We start from the raw sequence: 17353 nt of genomic DNA on the forward strand, positions 1-17353 counted from the left end.
ATATGAATTAAATTGAATTATAAGCAGACCTTTAAGGTCTGTTTTTTCTCTCCATCGTTTTAAATCGTTTCTTTATAGAACACATTATTTTTACTAATTTTTTCTGAAAACCTTTTCAGAAAGTCTATTCTATGATATAATGAAGAAGTTCACAAATTCAATATATAAGGAGATTCAGATGGGAGAATCAAATTTTGTTCTTAAGGTAGAAGCAGCATGTCAGAAGAAGGAAGAGCTATATACAGCTTCTAAAGCTCGGTATGCTGTCCGCTCTATGTTTGCGGGTGCATTTCTAACAATGAGTACAGCAGTTGGGATTGTAGGTGCAGATTTGCTCAATACCTTCTTGCCAGGTTCTGGTCGTTTCTTGTTCCCATTTATTTTTGCTTGGGGATTGGTTTATTTACTCTTCTTAAATAGTGAGTTAACGACTTCCAATATGATGTACCTGACAGCCGGTGTTTATTTAAAGAAAATTAATTGGAAGAAAGCTTTAGAAATTTTACTCTATTGTACGTTCTTTAATCTGGTTGGTGCCTTGTTCCTCGCATTTCTCTTCAGTCAGACAAGTGCTTTTGCAAATCTGAATCCAAAAGGCTTCCTTGGTTCGGTTGTAGAGATGAAGTTGCAACGTTCTAATCAATTGGTCTTCTTTGAAGGGGTTGTTGCCAATATCTTTGTTAATATAGCTATTTTGTCCTACTTATTCTTTAAAGATGAAACAGCGAAAGTTCTGATGGCTTTGTCAGCTATTTATATGTTTGTATTTCTTACCAATGAACACATCGCAGCGAACTTTGCTTCTTTCTCATTAGCTACTTTTAATTCTATTGCGAAAGATTTGCCTCACTTAGAGTTCTTCAATGTGCTTCGTCACTATGCTGTCACCTTTGTAGGTAACTGGGTAGGAGGAGGAGTGATTATGGGCTTGGCCTATGCATGGCTCAATCGTACTAAGACTATCTATAAAGATTAACTATTTTTAAAAAAAGTTTGCAAAATACTTGCATTCTTTTTTTTTATGTGATAAACTAAATAACGGTTTGAAAAAACTGCCTAAGACAGTAGGGGAGCTCGACTCATAAATATCCTACCGAGGACAAAACGTATCATGTAAAAAGAAGCGTATTGTACTTTCGTGTCTAGGTTTGGGCGCGTTTTTCTTTTGGAAAAATTCCCCAAGCAAAATAATTACGGAGGTGAACACACTAATGAGTGAAGCAATTATTGCTAAGAAAGCGGAACTAGTTGACGTAGTAGCTGAGAAAATGAAAGCTGCTGCATCAATCGTCGTTGTAGACGCTCGTGGTTTGACAGTTGAACAAGATACAGTTCTTCGTCGTGAGCTTCGTGGAAGCGAAGTTGAGTATAAAGTTATTAAAAACTCAATCTTACGTCGTGCAGCTGAAAAAGCTGGTCTTGAAGATCTTGCATCTGTGTTTGTTGGACCATCTGCAGTAGCATTTTCTAACGAAGATGTTATCGCACCAGCGAAAATCTTGAACGACTTTGCTAAAAACGCTGACGCACTTGAAATCAAAGGTGGTGCAATCGAAGGCGCTGTCGCATCTAAAGAAGAGATTCTTGCTCTTGCAACTCTTCCAAACCGCGAAGGACTTCTTTCTATGCTCCTTTCTGTACTTCAAGCGCCAGTGCGCAACGTTGCTCTTGCAGTCAAAGCGGTTGCAGACAACAAAGAAGACGCAGCTTAATCTTAAGCTACGCAGCGTAGCCTAGCTACAAAAAAATATAAATAAAAAATTTGAAACTTATTTGGAGGAAATAACAATGGCATTGAACATTGAAAACATTATTGCTGAAATTAAAGAAGCTTCAATCCTTGAATTGAACGACCTTGTAAAAGCTATCGAAGAAGAATTTGGTGTAACTGCAGCTGCTCCTGTAGCTGTTGCTGCAGCTGGTGCTGCTGACGCTGGTGCTGCTAAAGATTCATTCGACGTTGAATTGACATCTGCAGGCGACAAGAAAGTCGGCGTTATCAAAGTTGTACGTGAAATCACAGGTCTTGGTCTTAAAGAAGCTAAAGAACTTGTTGATGGAGCACCTGCACTTGTTAAAGAAGGTGTTGCTACAGCTGAAGCTGAAGAAATCAAAGCTAAATTGGAAGAAGCTGGAGCTTCAGTTACTCTTAAATAATAGAGTAACGTAAATTGAATGCGAAAGCATAGTATATTAAGGTTAAGAATTGCTTAAGGTGATTTAAATCTTAAATAGGGGAGTTATTCCCCACCAAATCCCCGCCAAGATCTAACTTGGCGGGGATTTTTTTTTACAACAAAATAGGCTATATAATTCCTTTATCAGTTTTACCTTATGCAGAAATTATAGTGCTTTCTTATAAATTTTAAAATGATTTTGGCATGCTCGACTATTTTATAACTGGTTAATAGAGATATAAAAACAGTTTATTCTCACCTTTCAAACCTATGGTCAATCCATTGTATTATGTTTCTGATCTATTAACCTTTACTCGGAGAAAATTCATTTAGAGATCAAGACAATTGTTTTAACTAGTGAGAAGAGTTGCTAACTAATTGCTTTGACATATAGAAGGAGACGGAACAAAATTATCCAACTAAACCAAAAGAAAATTGCCGATTCGGATAATCAGAATCTTAATATATTATTGAGTGAATATAAGCTTCTTTCTATCATGGTGGATAACAGTGCTTTATTTAATTACATGTTATACATTTTTTCTATGAAACACATCCACTATCTCTTTCACTTATGGCTATTGGTAAAGGGGGACAAATTAAAATCAAAGTAGATTGATTTGTAGATTGTTATTGAATGGGGTAAATAAAATGGAACTAAAGTAGGTCGTTTTTTCGAAATTATCATTTAAAATACTTCGATTATAAGTACTCAGAGAATTTATGCTTTGTGTATAACTACAAGTTGAATTTTAATCTTGATTAATAATTTGCTCATATATCCTGGAAATAGTTGACAAAATAGTTTGAGGGAGGATAAAATGTTTATAAGGTAAGTTATTTCGTTTATGTATACGTAAATAGCTTATCAATAAAAAAGGAGAAAATTATGAAACCAAAAGGGAAGTTAAATGTAGATGAACGTAGAAGAAAGTATAGTCTGAGGAAAGTTTCAGGAATAGGGGCGGTATGTGCTGTGATTGGGACTGTAGTTTTTTGCTCATTTCCTCTTAAAACAGTTTCTGCTGCTGAAAAAGATATAAGAGTAAACTATAAATATGTTACTACAGATGAGTTGACTGAAATAGAGAAAAAACTCATTGTAAACGAGTTACCAAAGGATCTTGTAGATGGGTCAGATTTGTTTGTTATCTATCGTAAAAATACTGTAAATAATGTTTTACCAAATACTGGAAGTAACATGTTGCCCATCGCTTCTGTTGTTGGAACAGGTCTATTGTTAGTTGCTTATATCATAAAGAGAATTGGTAAAGTAGATAAGAAGATTGTCAAGTGTATCTTTTCTATCTCTTTGGTTGGAGGAGCTTTGAGTGTGACAACTGTATCTGCTTTAACAATTGCTACTTTGTCCAACTATAACCATACCGAAATGATAAAAGCAGGTTTCATGCTTCCAGATGGCAAAGTAAATATTTCTGGATATCAATTTGTTGGTTATATTGATGGTAAAGATATAGATACAAATCAAGTGACACATGTAACTCAACTACCTTCACAAGAAAATAAAATACAGGATACTTTTGTACCAGTGGATAATCCTAAGAAAGATATTTTGGAAGATGGTGGTAGAGGTAAAGTGGAGCCAATTAAACCAATAACTCCACCAAAAGTAGACGAACCAGTTAAGTATTTAGAACCTAAAGTTATTAATAAAATTATTAAAGTAGATGATTCAGGGAATATACTAGAAGATTTAACTGGTTATACAAAAATTAGCGAGAGCCAACCTGTTGAAACACGAGAAGTTCAGAATGGACAGTTAGTCATTGTACATACAGTAACGGAGGTTTACAAGAAAGATACTGTATCTGAAGAAAAAACAACTGTTGATATTCTTAAGGGAACAAGCGTTGACATCCCATCTGAATTAGTTGAAATATTATCTGAGGAAGTTGTGGAAGATGAGATTACAACACCAGCTACTCCATCGGGTACTTCAACTCCTGTAAACCCAACTGATGAAACTTCTGCAAAGATTAAAAACTCTACCGGGACTGAATCTTCTTCAGAATCATTAGTTGGAGAGGATAACAAAGAGAAAATTTCCGCTCCAGTAGAGAATTTAAACTCTAACTTAGGAACTATTGCAGACGCAACAACAGTTAAAACTAAGAAAGTCATTCGTACTGTTCGCGTTACTGAAGATATACCATTCGAGATAGTTATCAAGGAAGATAGTTCTCTATCTGAAGATGAGGTTAAGGTAGAAACAGAGGGAAAAGTTGGGAAGAAAGTTTCTATTCAGAAAATTACTTTAGTTGATGGTGTGGAAAAGATAAAGGAAACAACCTCAGAGACAGTTGAAGCAGCTCAAAATAAAGTTTTCCTAATTGGAACGAAGAAAACAGCAAAGCAATCTACTGTTAGTGGAGTAGTGCCAAGTGCAGGCTCAGATGAAACTTTTGTAACTGAATCAAAAGAAACAACACCAAAAACTTCTCTCTCAGGTTACTATACAGTCGATGTTACTGAATCTGAAAATAAAACAGTTGAAACTGACCGAGAAAAAGTGCGAGAGTTGGTAAAAGATAAAACACCATTTCTAAATCTTGTATCACCAAATGGAGAAAAGTTGGTGAAGATTAAGACGATAGAAATTTATGATAATACAATTCTCGAAGGTCAGCGACAATTACAAGATATTCAAGCTAGCTATGTGACAGTAAATGTTAAGAAAAAACGGGATCTAAATAATAAAGAACCACAAACTGAATTGATTATGACTAAAGATATTCCATTACTTACTAAGGTTTATCGCCTAGGTACAAAAAATAACGGTTTATCTAAGAAAGATGTAGTTATTTCAGGACATGCATATAATAGCAATGACAATGCTATAGAGGAAAGTTTTATTTCAATTTATAAAGGTAATGAGCTGGTTGCAGAGGCAAATACTGATTTTGATGGTTATATGTTTACTCGTTTAATCCCAAATCAATCTTATATTTTGAAATCTAATGGCTTCGAAGCTAAAGTTACAGCTCTATCTTATGGTGATCCGATAATTGAAAATATAAAGGGTCATTTTGAATTAGGAAAAAAATATTCAGATGATATGATTGACTACCATCTAAAAGACAATGTAATTTACGTTAATGATGGTCAATATCAAAGTTTGAGTGACGATGGGAAAAAAGTAGTACTATCTAAAGAAATTAATGCCAGAGTAGGTGATATTCTTGTTATCCCACCATCTAAGATTTATGAGACTTCTAAAGCTATTAAAATAAATTCTATTAGCACTATTAATAATCAGTCAGTTATTGAATATAGTGTGCCATCATTGTACGAGGTTGTACAGAATATCAATACAAAAGCTTGGTCGTCTAATATCAACCGTGCTACTTTTATTCCAGCTGAAGGAGTTACTGTAAAAAAAGCATCAAATACAGATCAAGGTCTATTTAGAAGTGTCTCTCTTGAAGGAACTCTTCCAACTTTATCAATTCCATTACTTAGTAAAGATAAAATAAAAGGAAACCTGTCATTTAATATTTCAGGTAAGGTTTGGTCAGATGCTGTAGATTTAAATTTTTGGATTCCTAAAATAGATTTTATGAATTTTGATATCAATAAAGAATTGAGTTTTACTACAGAAGGTTCTTTAGAATTTAGTACACCAGAAGATATAGTAAGTGAGATTCATTTAGGAGAATTGATTTTACCTACACCGGTTACAGGGGTGACTGTAAATATTCCTATAAGTATTAAGATCACTGTTGAAGGGAGTTTAAGTGTTTCAGTATCAAGTACATATTCAATTCAAGACTCAATCAAATTAAAAAATTGGGCTCCTGAATATAAGCGTACTGTCAACCATACAATGAAAGTGGGAGAAATAAAAGCTAAAGCCACGGTCAAGCGTGGTCCAGAAATAAAAGTAAAACCTAAAATATTAGGAATAGATACAGTTTCTGTTTCTGCTAATGCTGGGTCAGCCATAGAAGCTTCATATTCACAAACAATATTATCTGTTGAGAAGAAAAAAGAAGATAAAACAAATCTAATTACTGGTGATAATGAAAAACTTATTACATCACCTATTTCTATCAATGATAAAAAGATATCTATCGAAGAGTATGGTTATCTAACTTTAAAGGCTGAACTAGAAATTTTGAAGCAAGTTAAAAAATTGGGATTAATTCAGGAAGACATGGCATTAAATGATGAATTAACCTTATTTGATGGTAAAATAAAATTTAGAAATTATGAGTTTGATTTAGGAAAGGATTATAGTAATGAGCCAGTTCATAATCCAGAGGCTATATTTGAAAAACTAACTAAACCATTCATCTTTGCTAGTGGTGTAGGAGGCTGGGCTACTGGAATGGATGTTTCTAAAGATGGCAGTTTCAAGGGAACGTACCATGATACGAATATGGGAATTACTGGTCCAAATTATCCAAATGGTCAAATGTATATTTCTAATTTTAAAGGTAATTTTAAAAATCTAGTTAAAGTTAATGACTATGAATATAAGATGACTTTAACTGATTTAGATTATTCAAAAGTGGGAGAAACAAAGATTGTTAATGGTGTGAAAATTGATACAACTGAACCTTACGGAATAGCAGATAAGAAATCCCCAGGTAAAGAGTTCGTTCTTTATTTGAGAGATCGGCCAGTTAAAGATTTACCAAAAGAAGTTGGTGATTGGATTTATGATTTCAAAAAACGTATGCCAGAGAAGCTAACAAGGGCAGTAATTTTTAATAAAGATAAAGGATGGGCCTTTGTAGAAAGTGATTAGCCGGTAAGTAATGTGTCTTTTGATGATTAGACAGCTATTCATGTTGTAATCATGAACTGTTATAGTCTTGAATAATATAGACCAGTGAAGTTTACTTATATCTTACATAATGGTTATTTATTTGTGACTCAATACTAAATGGGAGAATTGTTAAATCATTAATGTGCACGAATAATAGAGTAACGCAAATTGAATGCGAAAGCCTAGTATATTAAGGTTAAGAATTGCATAAGGTGATTTAAATCTTAAATAGAGGAGTTCTTCCCCACCAAATCCCCGCCAAGTTAGATCTTGGCAGGGATTTTTTCTACAATAAAATAGGCTCCATAATTTCTATGTTAGTTTTAGACTAAATAGAAATTATGGAGCCTATTTATCTAAATCCAATCATCGCCTTCAACTGGTGCATAAGCCCACCACACCCAAGCTAAACCAAGATCAGTAGCTTGAATAATATTATTTTGCATAGTAATTAAATTATGATGAACTGCAAAATCAATGTATTCATCTAGTTGATTTCTTTTATCAGCATAGCCTTCTTCAATTAATTTCGAGATTGATTCAGGTAAACTCACGTAATCTAAAAAGCTAGTGAAGTAGGTATCTGTTATTAGTTTTTCACGAATTTCAAAATTTGAACCTTTGAATTCTCTTTGTAAATGATTTTTAATTGACATTCTTTAACTCCTTTAAATTTATATTATGTCTGAAAAATGTGTTAAAACTGTTAGCTATACCCTAGGAAATAATAGAAAGAAATCATTTGACCTAAAAGCTGATCAAGGTAGCAAAACTCTTGAGTCAGAAGAAGGTGGTAATGATAAAGTCAAGTATAAGATTGATGGGGATGTTTTAACTTTGGACTTGAGTAAATTTAAGTCTAACGATAGCGAAACATTTGCTTTCTTCAAAGATGCAAAATTCAAACGTCAAAAATAATCGTATCTAGAAGGGATAGCTGAGGCTATCCTTTTTTTCATTCCTTACTTTTCAATAGCTTTTTTCCTTGCTAGCCTCCTAGGGATCTGATATAATAAGGTTGCATTGAAGAAGGCGTGTGAGCTTTCTAGAATCAGTTAAAAAGTACTTGAGGGTGCTTTTTTATTGTATAGGGAGGAGAAAGGTATGGGATATATTTGGTCCTATTTGAGAAAATATCCAAAATGGTTGTGCTTGAACTTTACAGCGGCCATCTTTTTTGTGATTGTTAACCTCGGTCTACCAACTGTTTTGGCCCGTATGATTGATGAGGGAATTAATCCGAGAGATATAGAACGAGTTTATTTCTGGGCCTGGGTTATGTTTGGTGTGATCATTGTCGGAATTCTTGGTCGAATCGTTCTAGCTTATGCGGTTGGGAAGATTACTACAACCATGGTTATGGATATGCGGAATGATCTTTATGAGAAGCTTCAGGAATATTCGCATCATGAGTATGAAAAGATTGGCGTTTCTTCTTTAGTGACGCGAATGACGTCAGATGCTTTTGTCTTGATGCAGTTTTCTGACCAGATGTTAAAACTTGGGGTCATTACCCCTATCATGATGGTGTCAAGTATTCTGTTGATTTTACAAACAAGTCCTTCGCTTGCCTGGATTGTGGCGATTTCGATGCCATTTTTAGCCGTAGTCGTCTGGTATGTCGCTGTCAAGACAAAGCCTTTGTCAGAGAAGCAGCAGGAAACTCTGGATAAGCTCAATCAATATGCGCGAGAAAATCTTACAGGTCTCCGGGTTATTCGTGCTTTTGCACGTGAGGAATTCCAGGAAGAAAAGTTTGGCCAAGCCAATGCAGTCTATGCGGACAACTCTAATAAACTCTTTAAACTGACCGGTTTAACAGAGCCCCTTTTTGTTCAAATCATCATTGCGATGATTGTAGCTATTGTGTGGTTTGCTTTAGACCCTCTAGGGGATGGGATCTTAGAAATCGGGAACCTTGTCGCTTTTATCGAATACAGTTTCCATGCCTTGCTTTCTTTCCTTTTCCTAGCCAATCTCTTCACCATGTACCCACGGACAGCAGTGTCTAGTCATCGTTTGAAAGAAATCATGGACATGCCGATTTCCATTGATCCTAATGAAAATGGGGTTACTGAGACAGCAACCAAGGGTTATCTGGAGTTTGACAATGTCACTTTTGCCTATCCAGGGGAAACAGAGAATCCAGTCTTGCATAATATTTCCTTTAAGGCTAAACCGGGTGAAACCATCGCCTTTATTGGATCGACCGGTTCTGGTAAGTCCTCGCTCGTCCAGCTCATTCCACGTTTTTACGATGTCACCCTAGGGAAAATCTTGGTCGATGGCGTGGATGTCCGTGATTTTAACGTTAAAGCCTTGCGCCATAAGATTGGATTCATTCCACAGAAGGCCTTGCTCTTTACAGGTACTATTGCTGAAAACCTTCGCTATGGGAAGGAAAATGCGAGTATTGAGGAGTTAGATAAGGCAGCGGATGTAGCCCAAGCCAAGGAGTTTATCGAAAGTAAGGAAGAACAGTTTGACACTCATTTAGCTGAAGGGGGAAGCAACCTTTCTGGCGGTCAGAAGCAACGTTTATCCATTGCACGTGCAGTTGTTAAGGAGCCGGATATCTATATCTTTGATGATTCCTTCTCGGCTCTGGACTATAAGACAGATGCAACGTTGAGAAATCGTCTCAAGGAAGTGACAGGAGATGCGACAGTCTTAATCGTTGCCCAGCGGGTTGGGACCATTATGGATGCAGATCAAATCATCGTCTTGGATCATGGAGAAATCGTTGGTCGTGGAACCCACGAGGAACTGTTAGCAACCAATGAAATCTACAGTGAGATTGCTCGCTCTCAGTTGAATAACCAATCATTAACAGAAGAATAGGAGGGAGGAGAAAATGAAAGAAAAACGTTCCAGTTTTGTACGTCTTTGGGGCTATCTAAAAGCCTATCGTTTTGCCGTTATTTTCGCTACACTCCTAAAGATTCTAAGTGTGGTCATGAGTGTTATTGAGCCCTATATTCTTGGGCTCGCTATTACGGAATTGACCGCTAACCTGACAGATATGGCTAGAGGAGTTGCAGGAGCTGAGATTAATGCTGGCTATGTTGGCTGGGTCATGATTGTCTATCTCTTCCGCGGAGTTTTGTATGAGCTTGGATCTTATTATTCGAATTACTTCATGACCAATGCTGTTCAAAGCATGATTGAGGATATGCGTAATGACTTATCTGAAAAAATAAATCGTATCCCCGTTTCTTACTTTGATCAGCACCAATTTGGAGATCTTCTTGGTCGCTTTACTAGTGATGTCGAAACAGTTTCTAACGCCTTGCAGCAATCCTTCCTTCAAATTGTGAATGCCATTTTCACCTTAACCTTGGTCATCGCTATTGTACTCTATCTTAACCTCACTTTGGGGTTAATCGTGATTGCTTCTATTCCAATCACCTTCTTCGGTGCCCAGTTGATTATGAAGAAATCCCAGCCTTACTTTAAGGAGCAGGCTGATGTCCTTGGGGCTTTAAATGGTTTTGTTCAGGAAAACTTAAGTGGTTTCAATGTCTTAAAACTCTATGTACGTGAAGAATCATCGCAAGAAGACTTCCGTGACATTACCCGTCGTCTCCAGCAAGTTGGATTTAAAGCGAATTTTATTTCTGGACTGATGATGCCAGTTCTTAATGCGATCTCTGATTTGACCTACCTTTTGGTGGCTGTTATCGGAGCTATTCAAGTTCTTGCCGGACGTCTTACAGTTGGGAATATGCAGGCTTTTGTTCAGTATGTCTGGCAAATCAATCAGCCAATTCAAAATTTGAGCCAATTAGCTGGAACCTTGCAAAGTGCCAAATCTTCACTGGACCGGGTCTTCCAAGTCCTTGATGAGCCAGATGAAGTGCTCGGTAAAAATGAATCTCTGGACACGGAATTGACAGGGCAGGTTAGCTTTAACCATGTGGACTTCCAATATGTGGAAGATAAACCCCTGATCCGTGATTTTAACCTAGAGGTCAATCCTGGAGAGATGGTGGCTATTGTCGGACCGACAGGAGCAGGGAAAACGACCCTCATCAACCTCCTTATGCGTTTCTACGACGTGACTAAGGGATCTATTACAGTGGATGGGCAGGATATCCGCGACCTATCTCGCCAAGACTACCGCAAGCAGTTTGGGATGGTCCTTCAGGACGCTTGGCTTTATGAAGGAACCATTAAAGAAAATCTGCGCTTTGGGAACTTGGACGCAACAGACGAAGAGATTGTTGTTGCTGCCAAGGCTGCCAATGTCGACCACTTTATCCGGACACTTCCGGGGGGCTACAACATGGAGATGAACCAGGAGTCTAGCAATATCTCTTTGGGGCAAAAACAATTGTTGACCATTGCGCGTGCTCTTCTGGCCGATCCAAAAATATTGATTTTAGATGAAGCGACTTCTTCAGTGGATACCCGTCTAGAACTCTTGATTCAAAAGGCTATGAAGAACTTGATGAAGGGAAGGACTAGCTTTGTCATTGCCCACCGCTTGTCTACGATCCAAGAAGCGGACAAGATTTTAGTCCTTAAAGAAGGACAGATCATTGAACAGGGGAACCATGAGTCTCTCTTGGCTGCAAAAGGATTTTATTACGACTTGTATATGAGCCAATTCTCCAAAAAAGAAGAAGTGGCAAAATAAGACAAACAAAAAGAGCATTAGCTCTTTTTTTGTTTGGCAAATCACTTGCTTTTGTTAAAAGTCGGATTTCTTGAAAGGGGGTATTTTATTTGCTATAATCGAAGCAGAAATGGAGGCTTTATGCGCTTAACCAGCCAATTAATCACTGAAACGTTCTCAGATCTGGATAAAGTCGAGCGGTTGAATATCGAGGCTTTCCCTGAAGAGGAACGGATTCCTTTATCGGAGTTTTTACGCTATACGGACAATGATGATGCTCATTTTTTTGCTTTTTACAATGAGGAAGAGTTTGTCGGATTTGCCTTTGCTATTTCAAATGCCAAGGCCTTTTACGTCAGCTTCTTTGCTATTATGCCACACTTGCGAAGCCACGGCTATGGTCAAGAAATCATTGAAAAATTAGTCGAGTTTTACCAACGGACCATGTTGTTAGAAGTTGAGCGATTGGATGAAGAATGTGATAATCTAGAACAACGACGGGCTCGGATGGACTTTTATTTGCGGAACGGCTTCAAAACAGCCAATGCCTTTTTAGAATACGATGATCTGAGTTTTGAGATTCTTTATCGAGGCGATCAATTTGATGAAGAGGCTTATCGGGACATCTTCCATAAACTGCAAGCAGAGAATTACTTTGATTTCCGTATTGAATACAGACGCTTTAGTGAAGATTAAAAAAGTGCTTCTCTGTTACTTAGCAGAGGAGCTTTTTTTAATCAATGGATGAAGAAGTAAATAAGTATATGAATTTGTACCCTGATACTTCATAATAATATAGCTTAACCCATAAGTTACATGTTGCAATCCATAAATCCAGATAAAAAGAATTGCCGTAGCAGATAAAAGCTGTTATACTAGATAAGATTGAAAAATGTAAAGGAGAACACATGTTACGAAAAGGTTCCTTAACAGGTTTGCTGTTATTTGGTATTTTCTTCGGTGCAGGGAATTTGATCTTTCCACCTGCGCTAGGTGCCCAGTCGGGTAGCCATTTTTGGCCAGCTATTGCTGGATTTGTCTTATCAGGAGTAGGGATTGCGATTATTACCTTGATTGTTGGTACACTCAATCCTAAAGGGTATATCCATGAGATTTCACGAAAAATTGCTCCTTGGTTTGCCATCGTTTATCTGGTAGCCTTGTATCTGTCTATTGGTCCCTTCTTTGCCATTCCAAGAACAGCTACTGTTTCTTACGAGGTTGGGATCGCTCCACTGTTAGGACAATCAAGTGGTAGACTGAGTCTCTTTATCTTTACCTTAGTTTATTTTTGTTTAGCCTATTTGATTGCCTTGTACCCTTCTAAAATTCTAGATAGTATTGGTCGGATTTTAACACCTGTCTTTGCTATCTTGATCGTTGTGCTCGTTGTACTTGGTGCTCTCAAGTACAGCGGAAATGCGCCTCAAGTGGCAACAGAAGCTTACCAAGCCTCTGCCTTTGGTCAAGGTTTCCTTGAAGGGTATAACACCTTGGATGCTCTTGCTTCAGTAGCCTTTAGCGTCATCGCAGTGACTACTCTTAATCAACTTGGTTTCACCAGCAAGAAAGAATACATTAAAACCATCTGGATCGTTGGGATCGTCGTAGCCATTGGCTTTAGTATTTTATACATTGGTTTGGGTTACCTTGGAAATCATTTCCCAATTCCAGCAAAAGTAATGGCATCTGATGCCAATAAAGGGGTCTATGTCCTTTCAGAAGCGACCAAGGCTATCTTTGGCCCAGCTGCTCAAATCTTCCTTGCGGGTATGGTGACGGTGACTTGCTTCACTACAACAGCCGGTTTGATCGTGTCAACAGGGGAATTCTTCCATAATACCTTCCCTAAAATCTCTTACAAGGTCTATGCGACAATCTTCACTTTGATTGGTTTTGCGATTGCCAATCTTGGCTTGAGCGCCATTATTGCCTATTCATTACCTGTCTTGATGATCCTCTATCCAATCACCATTACTATTGTGTTGATTGTGATTGTAAACAAATTTACTCAACTATCAAAACCAGGAATGCAACTAACTATTTTCTTAGTTAGCTTGGTGGCGATTGCAGATGTTCTTGCAAGCACCTTCAAATTTACAGGTCTGGCAAACGTCATTAAAACTTTACCATTTGCTGCCCAGTCCCTTCCGTGGTTACTCCCAGCAGTTGTTGGTATTGTCCTTTCTCTTTTCTTGCCAAATAAACAAAGTGCAGAAGAAGAATAAGTCGTCAATTGAACTCCAGAGTGAAATACTTTGGAGTTTTTGTTTGGCTTTGAAACTAGTTTCTAAATGATCGTTTAGAAACCAAAGCGTAGCAGAAATTTTTAATTTAGGAGCTGGAATGTTATACTAGTTGTAGCATATCAATATACGGAGTATTTTATGAATCAAATCGTTTTCTCCTTCTCTGTCTTTCTGGCAGGGATTCTCTCCTTTTTCTCTCCTTGTGTCTTCCCTTTGCTTCCGGTATACATCGGGGTCTTGCTAGGAAGTGATCAGGAAAAATCCATTCAGATTTTTGGGAAGAAGATTCGCTGGCATGGTCTTGTAAAGACCTTGTGTTTTATCGCAGGGATTTCTGTTATTTTTCTCATTATTGGTTTCGGGGCAGGTCTACTTGGTCAAATTATGTACACCAACTGGTTCCGATACTTGATGGGCGCGCTGATCATTATCCTTGGTCTTCATCAGATGGAAGTCTTTCACTTTAACTTCTTAGAAAAGCAAAAGACAATGGATTTCGGGGCAAACAAGCACAAGAATGAATTATTTTCAGCTTTTCTCCTTGGGCTTGGTTTTAGCTTTGGATGGACGCCATGTATCGGTCCTGTTCTTGGCTCTGTACTTGCCTTAGCAGCATCCAATGGCCAAGATGCCCTTATGGGAGCCGTTTACCTTTTCATTTATACATTAGGGATGGCTATTCCATTCTTACTTCTAGCTCTAGCATCTGGGATCGTTCTCCCATACTTTAATCGTCTAAAACCCCATCTCTTGTTACTAAAGAAGATTGGTGGCTTGATCATCATCATCATGGGGATTTTGTTACTTTTGGGACAATTGAATAGCTTGTCTGCTATCTTTTCATAAATCAAATGGAGGTTTACTTATTATGAAAGTTATTAAATACGCCTGTTTTTCGCTTCTTTCTCTGTCTATCCTGACTGCTTGCTCTATGAATCAGTCCGAGAGTGGCATGAATAATCAATCAATGAATAATCAATCAATGAATAATCAATCAATGACCAACACAACAGCTAGCAAACATCCTTTAGTAGGGAAAGAAGCGAGTGACTTCGAGCTAAAGGATATGAAGGGGAACACGGTTAAACTTTCAGACTATAGAGGCAAAAAGGTTTACTTGAAATTCTGGGCGACTTGGTGTGGTCCTTGTCGCCAAAGCATGCCTGAACTCAATAAATTAGTTGAAGAAAAGGACCGGGACTTTGAGATTCTTACCGTTATGGCACCGGGAATGCAAGGGGAAAAAACAGAAGAAGAGTTCGTTAAATGGTTTGCCCAACAAGACTATCAATCGGTTCCTGTTTTGTACAATCCAGATGGATCTGCCTTTATGAATTATCAAGTTCGTTCAATCCCTACGGAAGTCTTTATCGATAGCCAAGGAAAGATTGGACATGTTCAATTAGGGGCTATTTCAAACGAAGATGCCAAGAAGATTATCAAAGAGTTGAAATAAAAGAGGCTGGGACAAAAGTCCTAGCCTCTCAATTGTCTTTGGATTGTCGAGCAAGACGCAGTGGTTGAGTGGGCTCTACTACGCTGATTTCATCAGCTTTTACAGCCCTACTCAACTGTGCGGAGGTGGGACGACGAAATCGAATTCTAATGAATTACCGATTTCTGTCCCACTCTCTTTTTATTAGTTGCTTGCACCAGATGTAGCATCAGCAGCTCCGTCACCGTGTCCTCCAGTATCTGATGCACCTGAAGTTGCATCTGCATCACCATGGCCACCAGCAGGAGCAAATGGTCCGCTACCGCCTACAAGGCGTTGACCTGTTGTTTGAAGATACCAGTCCAACCATGGTTGGAAGTTGAAGACGATCTCATTGATACCAGCATATGAGCCATCTGGATAGTACATTGCTTGGTAGTTATGAGTATTGATCACGCCTTCAGGAGATCCTGGAACAATGGTACGAACATATTCCTGGTTTCCGTTGCGAAGAGTGCCGATTACCCATTCAACGTTTTTCATACGTGCTGGTGGAAGGGAACCGTGAACGGTTGACATCCGGCTACCTGATTGAGGTGGCACGCGTTTTGCAAACATGGTATCTGGATCTTGGTGGGCATTGTTGTAGTAGAGGAATTGGTTGTTGTCATCAGCGTATGTCAATTCGAAAGGCATAGCTTTCAAGAACATATCGATTTGATTAACAGTCAGGATACCGTGGTCCAATTTGACATAAGTATCGCCTGATACAGCACCTGTAATTTCTGCAACTTTTTCTACCCAATCTGGATCATCTGGGTCAACCTCAGTGATGGTAGTAGCGATTGGTTTTCCGCAATCCAAATCTTCTGGTTCAATTGGTTTTGGTTTTTTCAATTTAGAAACGACTCCTACGTATTTCACAAAGTTATCTAAACAAGTTTCAAGGAATTTTACAGTTCCTTCGTTGATGATGTTGCCATCCGCGTCAAAAGCTTCTTTCGCTTTTCCGAGAAGGAATTCGTTCCCTGGAAGGGTATAGGCATTGACACCTGGAGCATCCAGAATCTTACGAAGGTGAACTTGGGCACGAGAAGTCCCTTGGTCATAGTAAGAAGCACCCACGATCATGACCGGTTTGCTTTCAAATGGATGTACTTCATAGGAAAGCCATTCTAAAACAGATTTTAATCCTGCTGAAATAGTGTGGTTGTGTTCAGGTGTTGCAATAATGACACCATCGGCACGGGTAATTTTATTGTTAAGGAGACGCAATTGGAAGCTTTCGTCCCATTTTTCATCTTGGTTGAACATTGGAACTTCATCGATTTCAAGAACTTCTAATTCAAATTTGATCTTAAAATGACGACGGATGAATTCCAAAAGTTTGCGGTTATATGATTGGTCGTAGTTCGATCCTACAAGTCCTACAAATTTCATGCTAGTATGTCTCCTATCTTACAAGTTTTCCCAGTCGAAGTCTTCGGCATCTTTACGAAGCAATTCTTGAGCGTTGCGCAATTTTTCAGTCACTTTAACAAAGATACGGAAGTCATCAAAGATAGCGTCGAGTTTCTTGATGACGTCAAGATCTACCAAGTCACCATTTTGATCAAATGCTTGAAGAGAGTGAGAAAGCAAGAATTCGTCTGGAAGGACAGTTGCTTTTATTTCTGGTGAGTTCAAGATTTGACGAAGTTGCAATTGAGCACGAGATGAACCAAGTGTACCATAAGAAGCACCTGTAATCATCACTGGTTTACTTAAGAGTGGGTAAATCCCATAAGATAGCCAAGCAAGTGCACTCATCAAGACAGCTGGAATGGAATGATCATATTCCGGTGTGCCAATGATGACACCATCAGCTTCCTCGATTTTTGTAGCAATCTCTAAGATAGCTTCAGGAACTTGTTTGTTAGCTGGCTTGTTGAAGACAGGGATATCTTTGATCTCAACTAACTCAATCTCTGCCTTGTCAGCAAAATGCTTTTGCATGTATTGAAGCAGTTGGCGGTTTGTTGAACGTTTGGAGTTTGTTCCAACGATCGCAATAAGTTTTGTCATGGAAATTCCTTTCTGAAA

Annotated in this window: 14 protein-coding genes and 1 other annotated feature; of the genes, 11 read left to right on the forward strand and 3 right to left on the reverse strand. The window is 38.1% G+C overall.

Annotation, left to right across the window (positions count from 1 at the left end; genetic code table 11):
• Window positions 1–178 precede the first annotated feature (178 nt).
• From AC3E6G_RS03655 to AC3E6G_RS03670, 4 genes are all read left to right on the forward strand, one after another.
• A complete protein-coding gene (locus AC3E6G_RS03655) occupies window positions 179–976 on the forward strand; it encodes a formate/nitrite transporter family protein (RefSeq protein ID WP_125336248.1) in 798 nt (265 codons plus the stop codon).
• Between the two features lie 61 nt (window positions 977–1037).
• Window positions 1038–1173 (forward strand) — a sequence feature (ribosomal protein L10 leader region).
• Between the two features lie 38 nt (window positions 1174–1211).
• Window positions 1212–1712 (forward strand): 50S ribosomal protein L10, encoded by a 501-nt coding sequence (gene rplJ / locus AC3E6G_RS03660; protein ID WP_012000594.1) that lies wholly within the window; start codon window positions 1212–1214, stop codon window positions 1710–1712.
• A 76-nt stretch (window positions 1713–1788) separates the two neighbouring features.
• Window positions 1789–2157 (forward strand): 50S ribosomal protein L7/L12, encoded by a 369-nt coding sequence (gene rplL, locus AC3E6G_RS03665; RefSeq protein ID WP_001196965.1) that lies wholly within the window; start codon window positions 1789–1791, stop codon window positions 2155–2157.
• 909 nt (window positions 2158–3066) lie between these two features.
• Window positions 3067–6948, forward strand: a complete 3882-nt coding sequence (locus tag AC3E6G_RS03670) for a G5 domain-containing protein (RefSeq protein WP_490700474.1) — start codon at window positions 3067–3069, stop codon at window positions 6946–6948.
• Window positions 6949–7325: 377 nt separating this feature from the next.
• Here AC3E6G_RS03670 and AC3E6G_RS03675 read toward each other — a convergent pair whose 3' ends face one another.
• Window positions 7326–7625 carry a tryptophanyl-tRNA synthetase gene (locus AC3E6G_RS03675; protein ID WP_490700475.1) on the reverse strand — a complete coding sequence of 100 codons (300 nt, stop codon included), beginning with the start codon at window positions 7623–7625 and terminating at the stop codon, window positions 7326–7328.
• Between the two features lie 25 nt (window positions 7626–7650).
• Here AC3E6G_RS03675 and AC3E6G_RS03680 point away from each other — a divergent pair, with 25 nt between their 5' ends.
• The 7 genes from AC3E6G_RS03680 to AC3E6G_RS03710 all read left to right on the forward strand — a co-directional run bounded on the left by AC3E6G_RS03680 (window position 7651) and on the right by AC3E6G_RS03710 (window position 15292).
• Window positions 7651–7887 carry a hypothetical protein gene (locus AC3E6G_RS03680; protein ID WP_490700476.1) on the forward strand — a complete coding sequence of 79 codons (237 nt, stop codon included), beginning with the start codon at window positions 7651–7653 and terminating at the stop codon, window positions 7885–7887.
• A 186-nt stretch (window positions 7888–8073) separates the two neighbouring features.
• Window positions 8074–9810, forward strand: coding sequence for an ABC transporter ATP-binding protein (locus tag AC3E6G_RS03685; RefSeq protein ID WP_490700477.1), 1737 nt, complete (start codon window positions 8074–8076; stop codon window positions 9808–9810).
• 13 nt (window positions 9811–9823) lie between these two features.
• Window positions 9824–11608, forward strand: a complete 1785-nt coding sequence (locus AC3E6G_RS03690) for an ABC transporter ATP-binding protein (protein ID WP_490700478.1) — start codon at window positions 9824–9826, stop codon at window positions 11606–11608.
• A 120-nt stretch (window positions 11609–11728) separates the two neighbouring features.
• Window positions 11729–12283, forward strand: a complete 555-nt coding sequence (locus tag AC3E6G_RS03695) for a GNAT family N-acetyltransferase (protein ID WP_156676824.1) — start codon at window positions 11729–11731, stop codon at window positions 12281–12283.
• 212 nt (window positions 12284–12495) lie between these two features.
• Window positions 12496–13815, forward strand: a complete 1320-nt coding sequence (brnQ, locus tag AC3E6G_RS03700) for a branched-chain amino acid transport system II carrier protein (RefSeq protein WP_490700479.1) — start codon at window positions 12496–12498, stop codon at window positions 13813–13815.
• A gap of 159 nt (window positions 13816–13974) precedes the next feature.
• Entirely contained in the window at window positions 13975–14682 is a 708-nt protein-coding gene (gene ccdA2, locus AC3E6G_RS03705; RefSeq protein WP_490700480.1) for a thiol-disulfide oxidoreductase-associated membrane protein CcdA2, read from the forward strand.
• Between the two features lie 22 nt (window positions 14683–14704).
• Window positions 14705–15292, forward strand: coding sequence for a TlpA family protein disulfide reductase (locus tag AC3E6G_RS03710; RefSeq protein WP_490700481.1), 588 nt, complete (start codon window positions 14705–14707; stop codon window positions 15290–15292).
• A gap of 183 nt (window positions 15293–15475) precedes the next feature.
• On the opposite strand, the gene AC3E6G_RS03715 is transcribed toward AC3E6G_RS03710, so the two are convergent.
• Both AC3E6G_RS03715 and AC3E6G_RS03720 read right to left on the reverse strand, forming a co-directional pair.
• Complete coding sequence (locus AC3E6G_RS03715) at window positions 15476–16711, reverse strand: NAD(P)H-dependent oxidoreductase (protein WP_490700482.1); 1236 nt, start codon at window positions 16709–16711, stop codon at window positions 15476–15478.
• An 18-nt stretch (window positions 16712–16729) separates the two neighbouring features.
• The gene (locus AC3E6G_RS03720; RefSeq protein ID WP_490700483.1) at window positions 16730–17335 is read right to left on the reverse strand and encodes an NADPH-dependent FMN reductase; all 606 of its coding nucleotides are present in this window, start codon (window positions 17333–17335) and stop codon (window positions 16730–16732) included.
• Window positions 17336–17353 lie beyond the last annotated feature (18 nt).

The sequence above is a fragment of the Streptococcus sp. SCPM-O-B-23252 (M501) genome (assembly GCF_058200355.1).

Coding starts and splice junctions, on each gene's coding strand:
- AC3E6G_RS03655 (WP_125336248.1), top strand. CDS start 179: ATGGGAGAATCAAATTTTGTTCTTAAGGTAGAAGCAGCATGTCAGAAG.
- rplJ (WP_012000594.1), top strand. CDS start 1,212: ATGAGTGAAGCAATTATTGCTAAGAAAGCGGAACTAGTTGACGTAGTA.
- rplL (WP_001196965.1), top strand. CDS start 1,789: ATGGCATTGAACATTGAAAACATTATTGCTGAAATTAAAGAAGCTTCA.
- AC3E6G_RS03670 (WP_490700474.1), top strand. CDS start 3,067: ATGAAACCAAAAGGGAAGTTAAATGTAGATGAACGTAGAAGAAAGTAT.
- AC3E6G_RS03675 (WP_490700475.1), bottom strand. CDS start 7,625: ATGTCAATTAAAAATCATTTACAAAGAGAATTCAAAGGTTCAAATTTT.
- AC3E6G_RS03680 (WP_490700476.1), top strand. CDS start 7,651: ATGTCTGAAAAATGTGTTAAAACTGTTAGCTATACCCTAGGAAATAAT.
- AC3E6G_RS03685 (WP_490700477.1), top strand. CDS start 8,074: ATGGGATATATTTGGTCCTATTTGAGAAAATATCCAAAATGGTTGTGC.
- AC3E6G_RS03690 (WP_490700478.1), top strand. CDS start 9,824: ATGAAAGAAAAACGTTCCAGTTTTGTACGTCTTTGGGGCTATCTAAAA.
- AC3E6G_RS03695 (WP_156676824.1), top strand. CDS start 11,729: ATGCGCTTAACCAGCCAATTAATCACTGAAACGTTCTCAGATCTGGAT.
- brnQ (WP_490700479.1), top strand. CDS start 12,496: ATGTTACGAAAAGGTTCCTTAACAGGTTTGCTGTTATTTGGTATTTTC.
- ccdA2 (WP_490700480.1), top strand. CDS start 13,975: ATGAATCAAATCGTTTTCTCCTTCTCTGTCTTTCTGGCAGGGATTCTC.
- AC3E6G_RS03710 (WP_490700481.1), top strand. CDS start 14,705: ATGAAAGTTATTAAATACGCCTGTTTTTCGCTTCTTTCTCTGTCTATC.
- AC3E6G_RS03715 (WP_490700482.1), bottom strand. CDS start 16,711: ATGAAATTTGTAGGACTTGTAGGATCGAACTACGACCAATCATATAAC.
- AC3E6G_RS03720 (WP_490700483.1), bottom strand. CDS start 17,335: ATGACAAAACTTATTGCGATCGTTGGAACAAACTCCAAACGTTCAACA.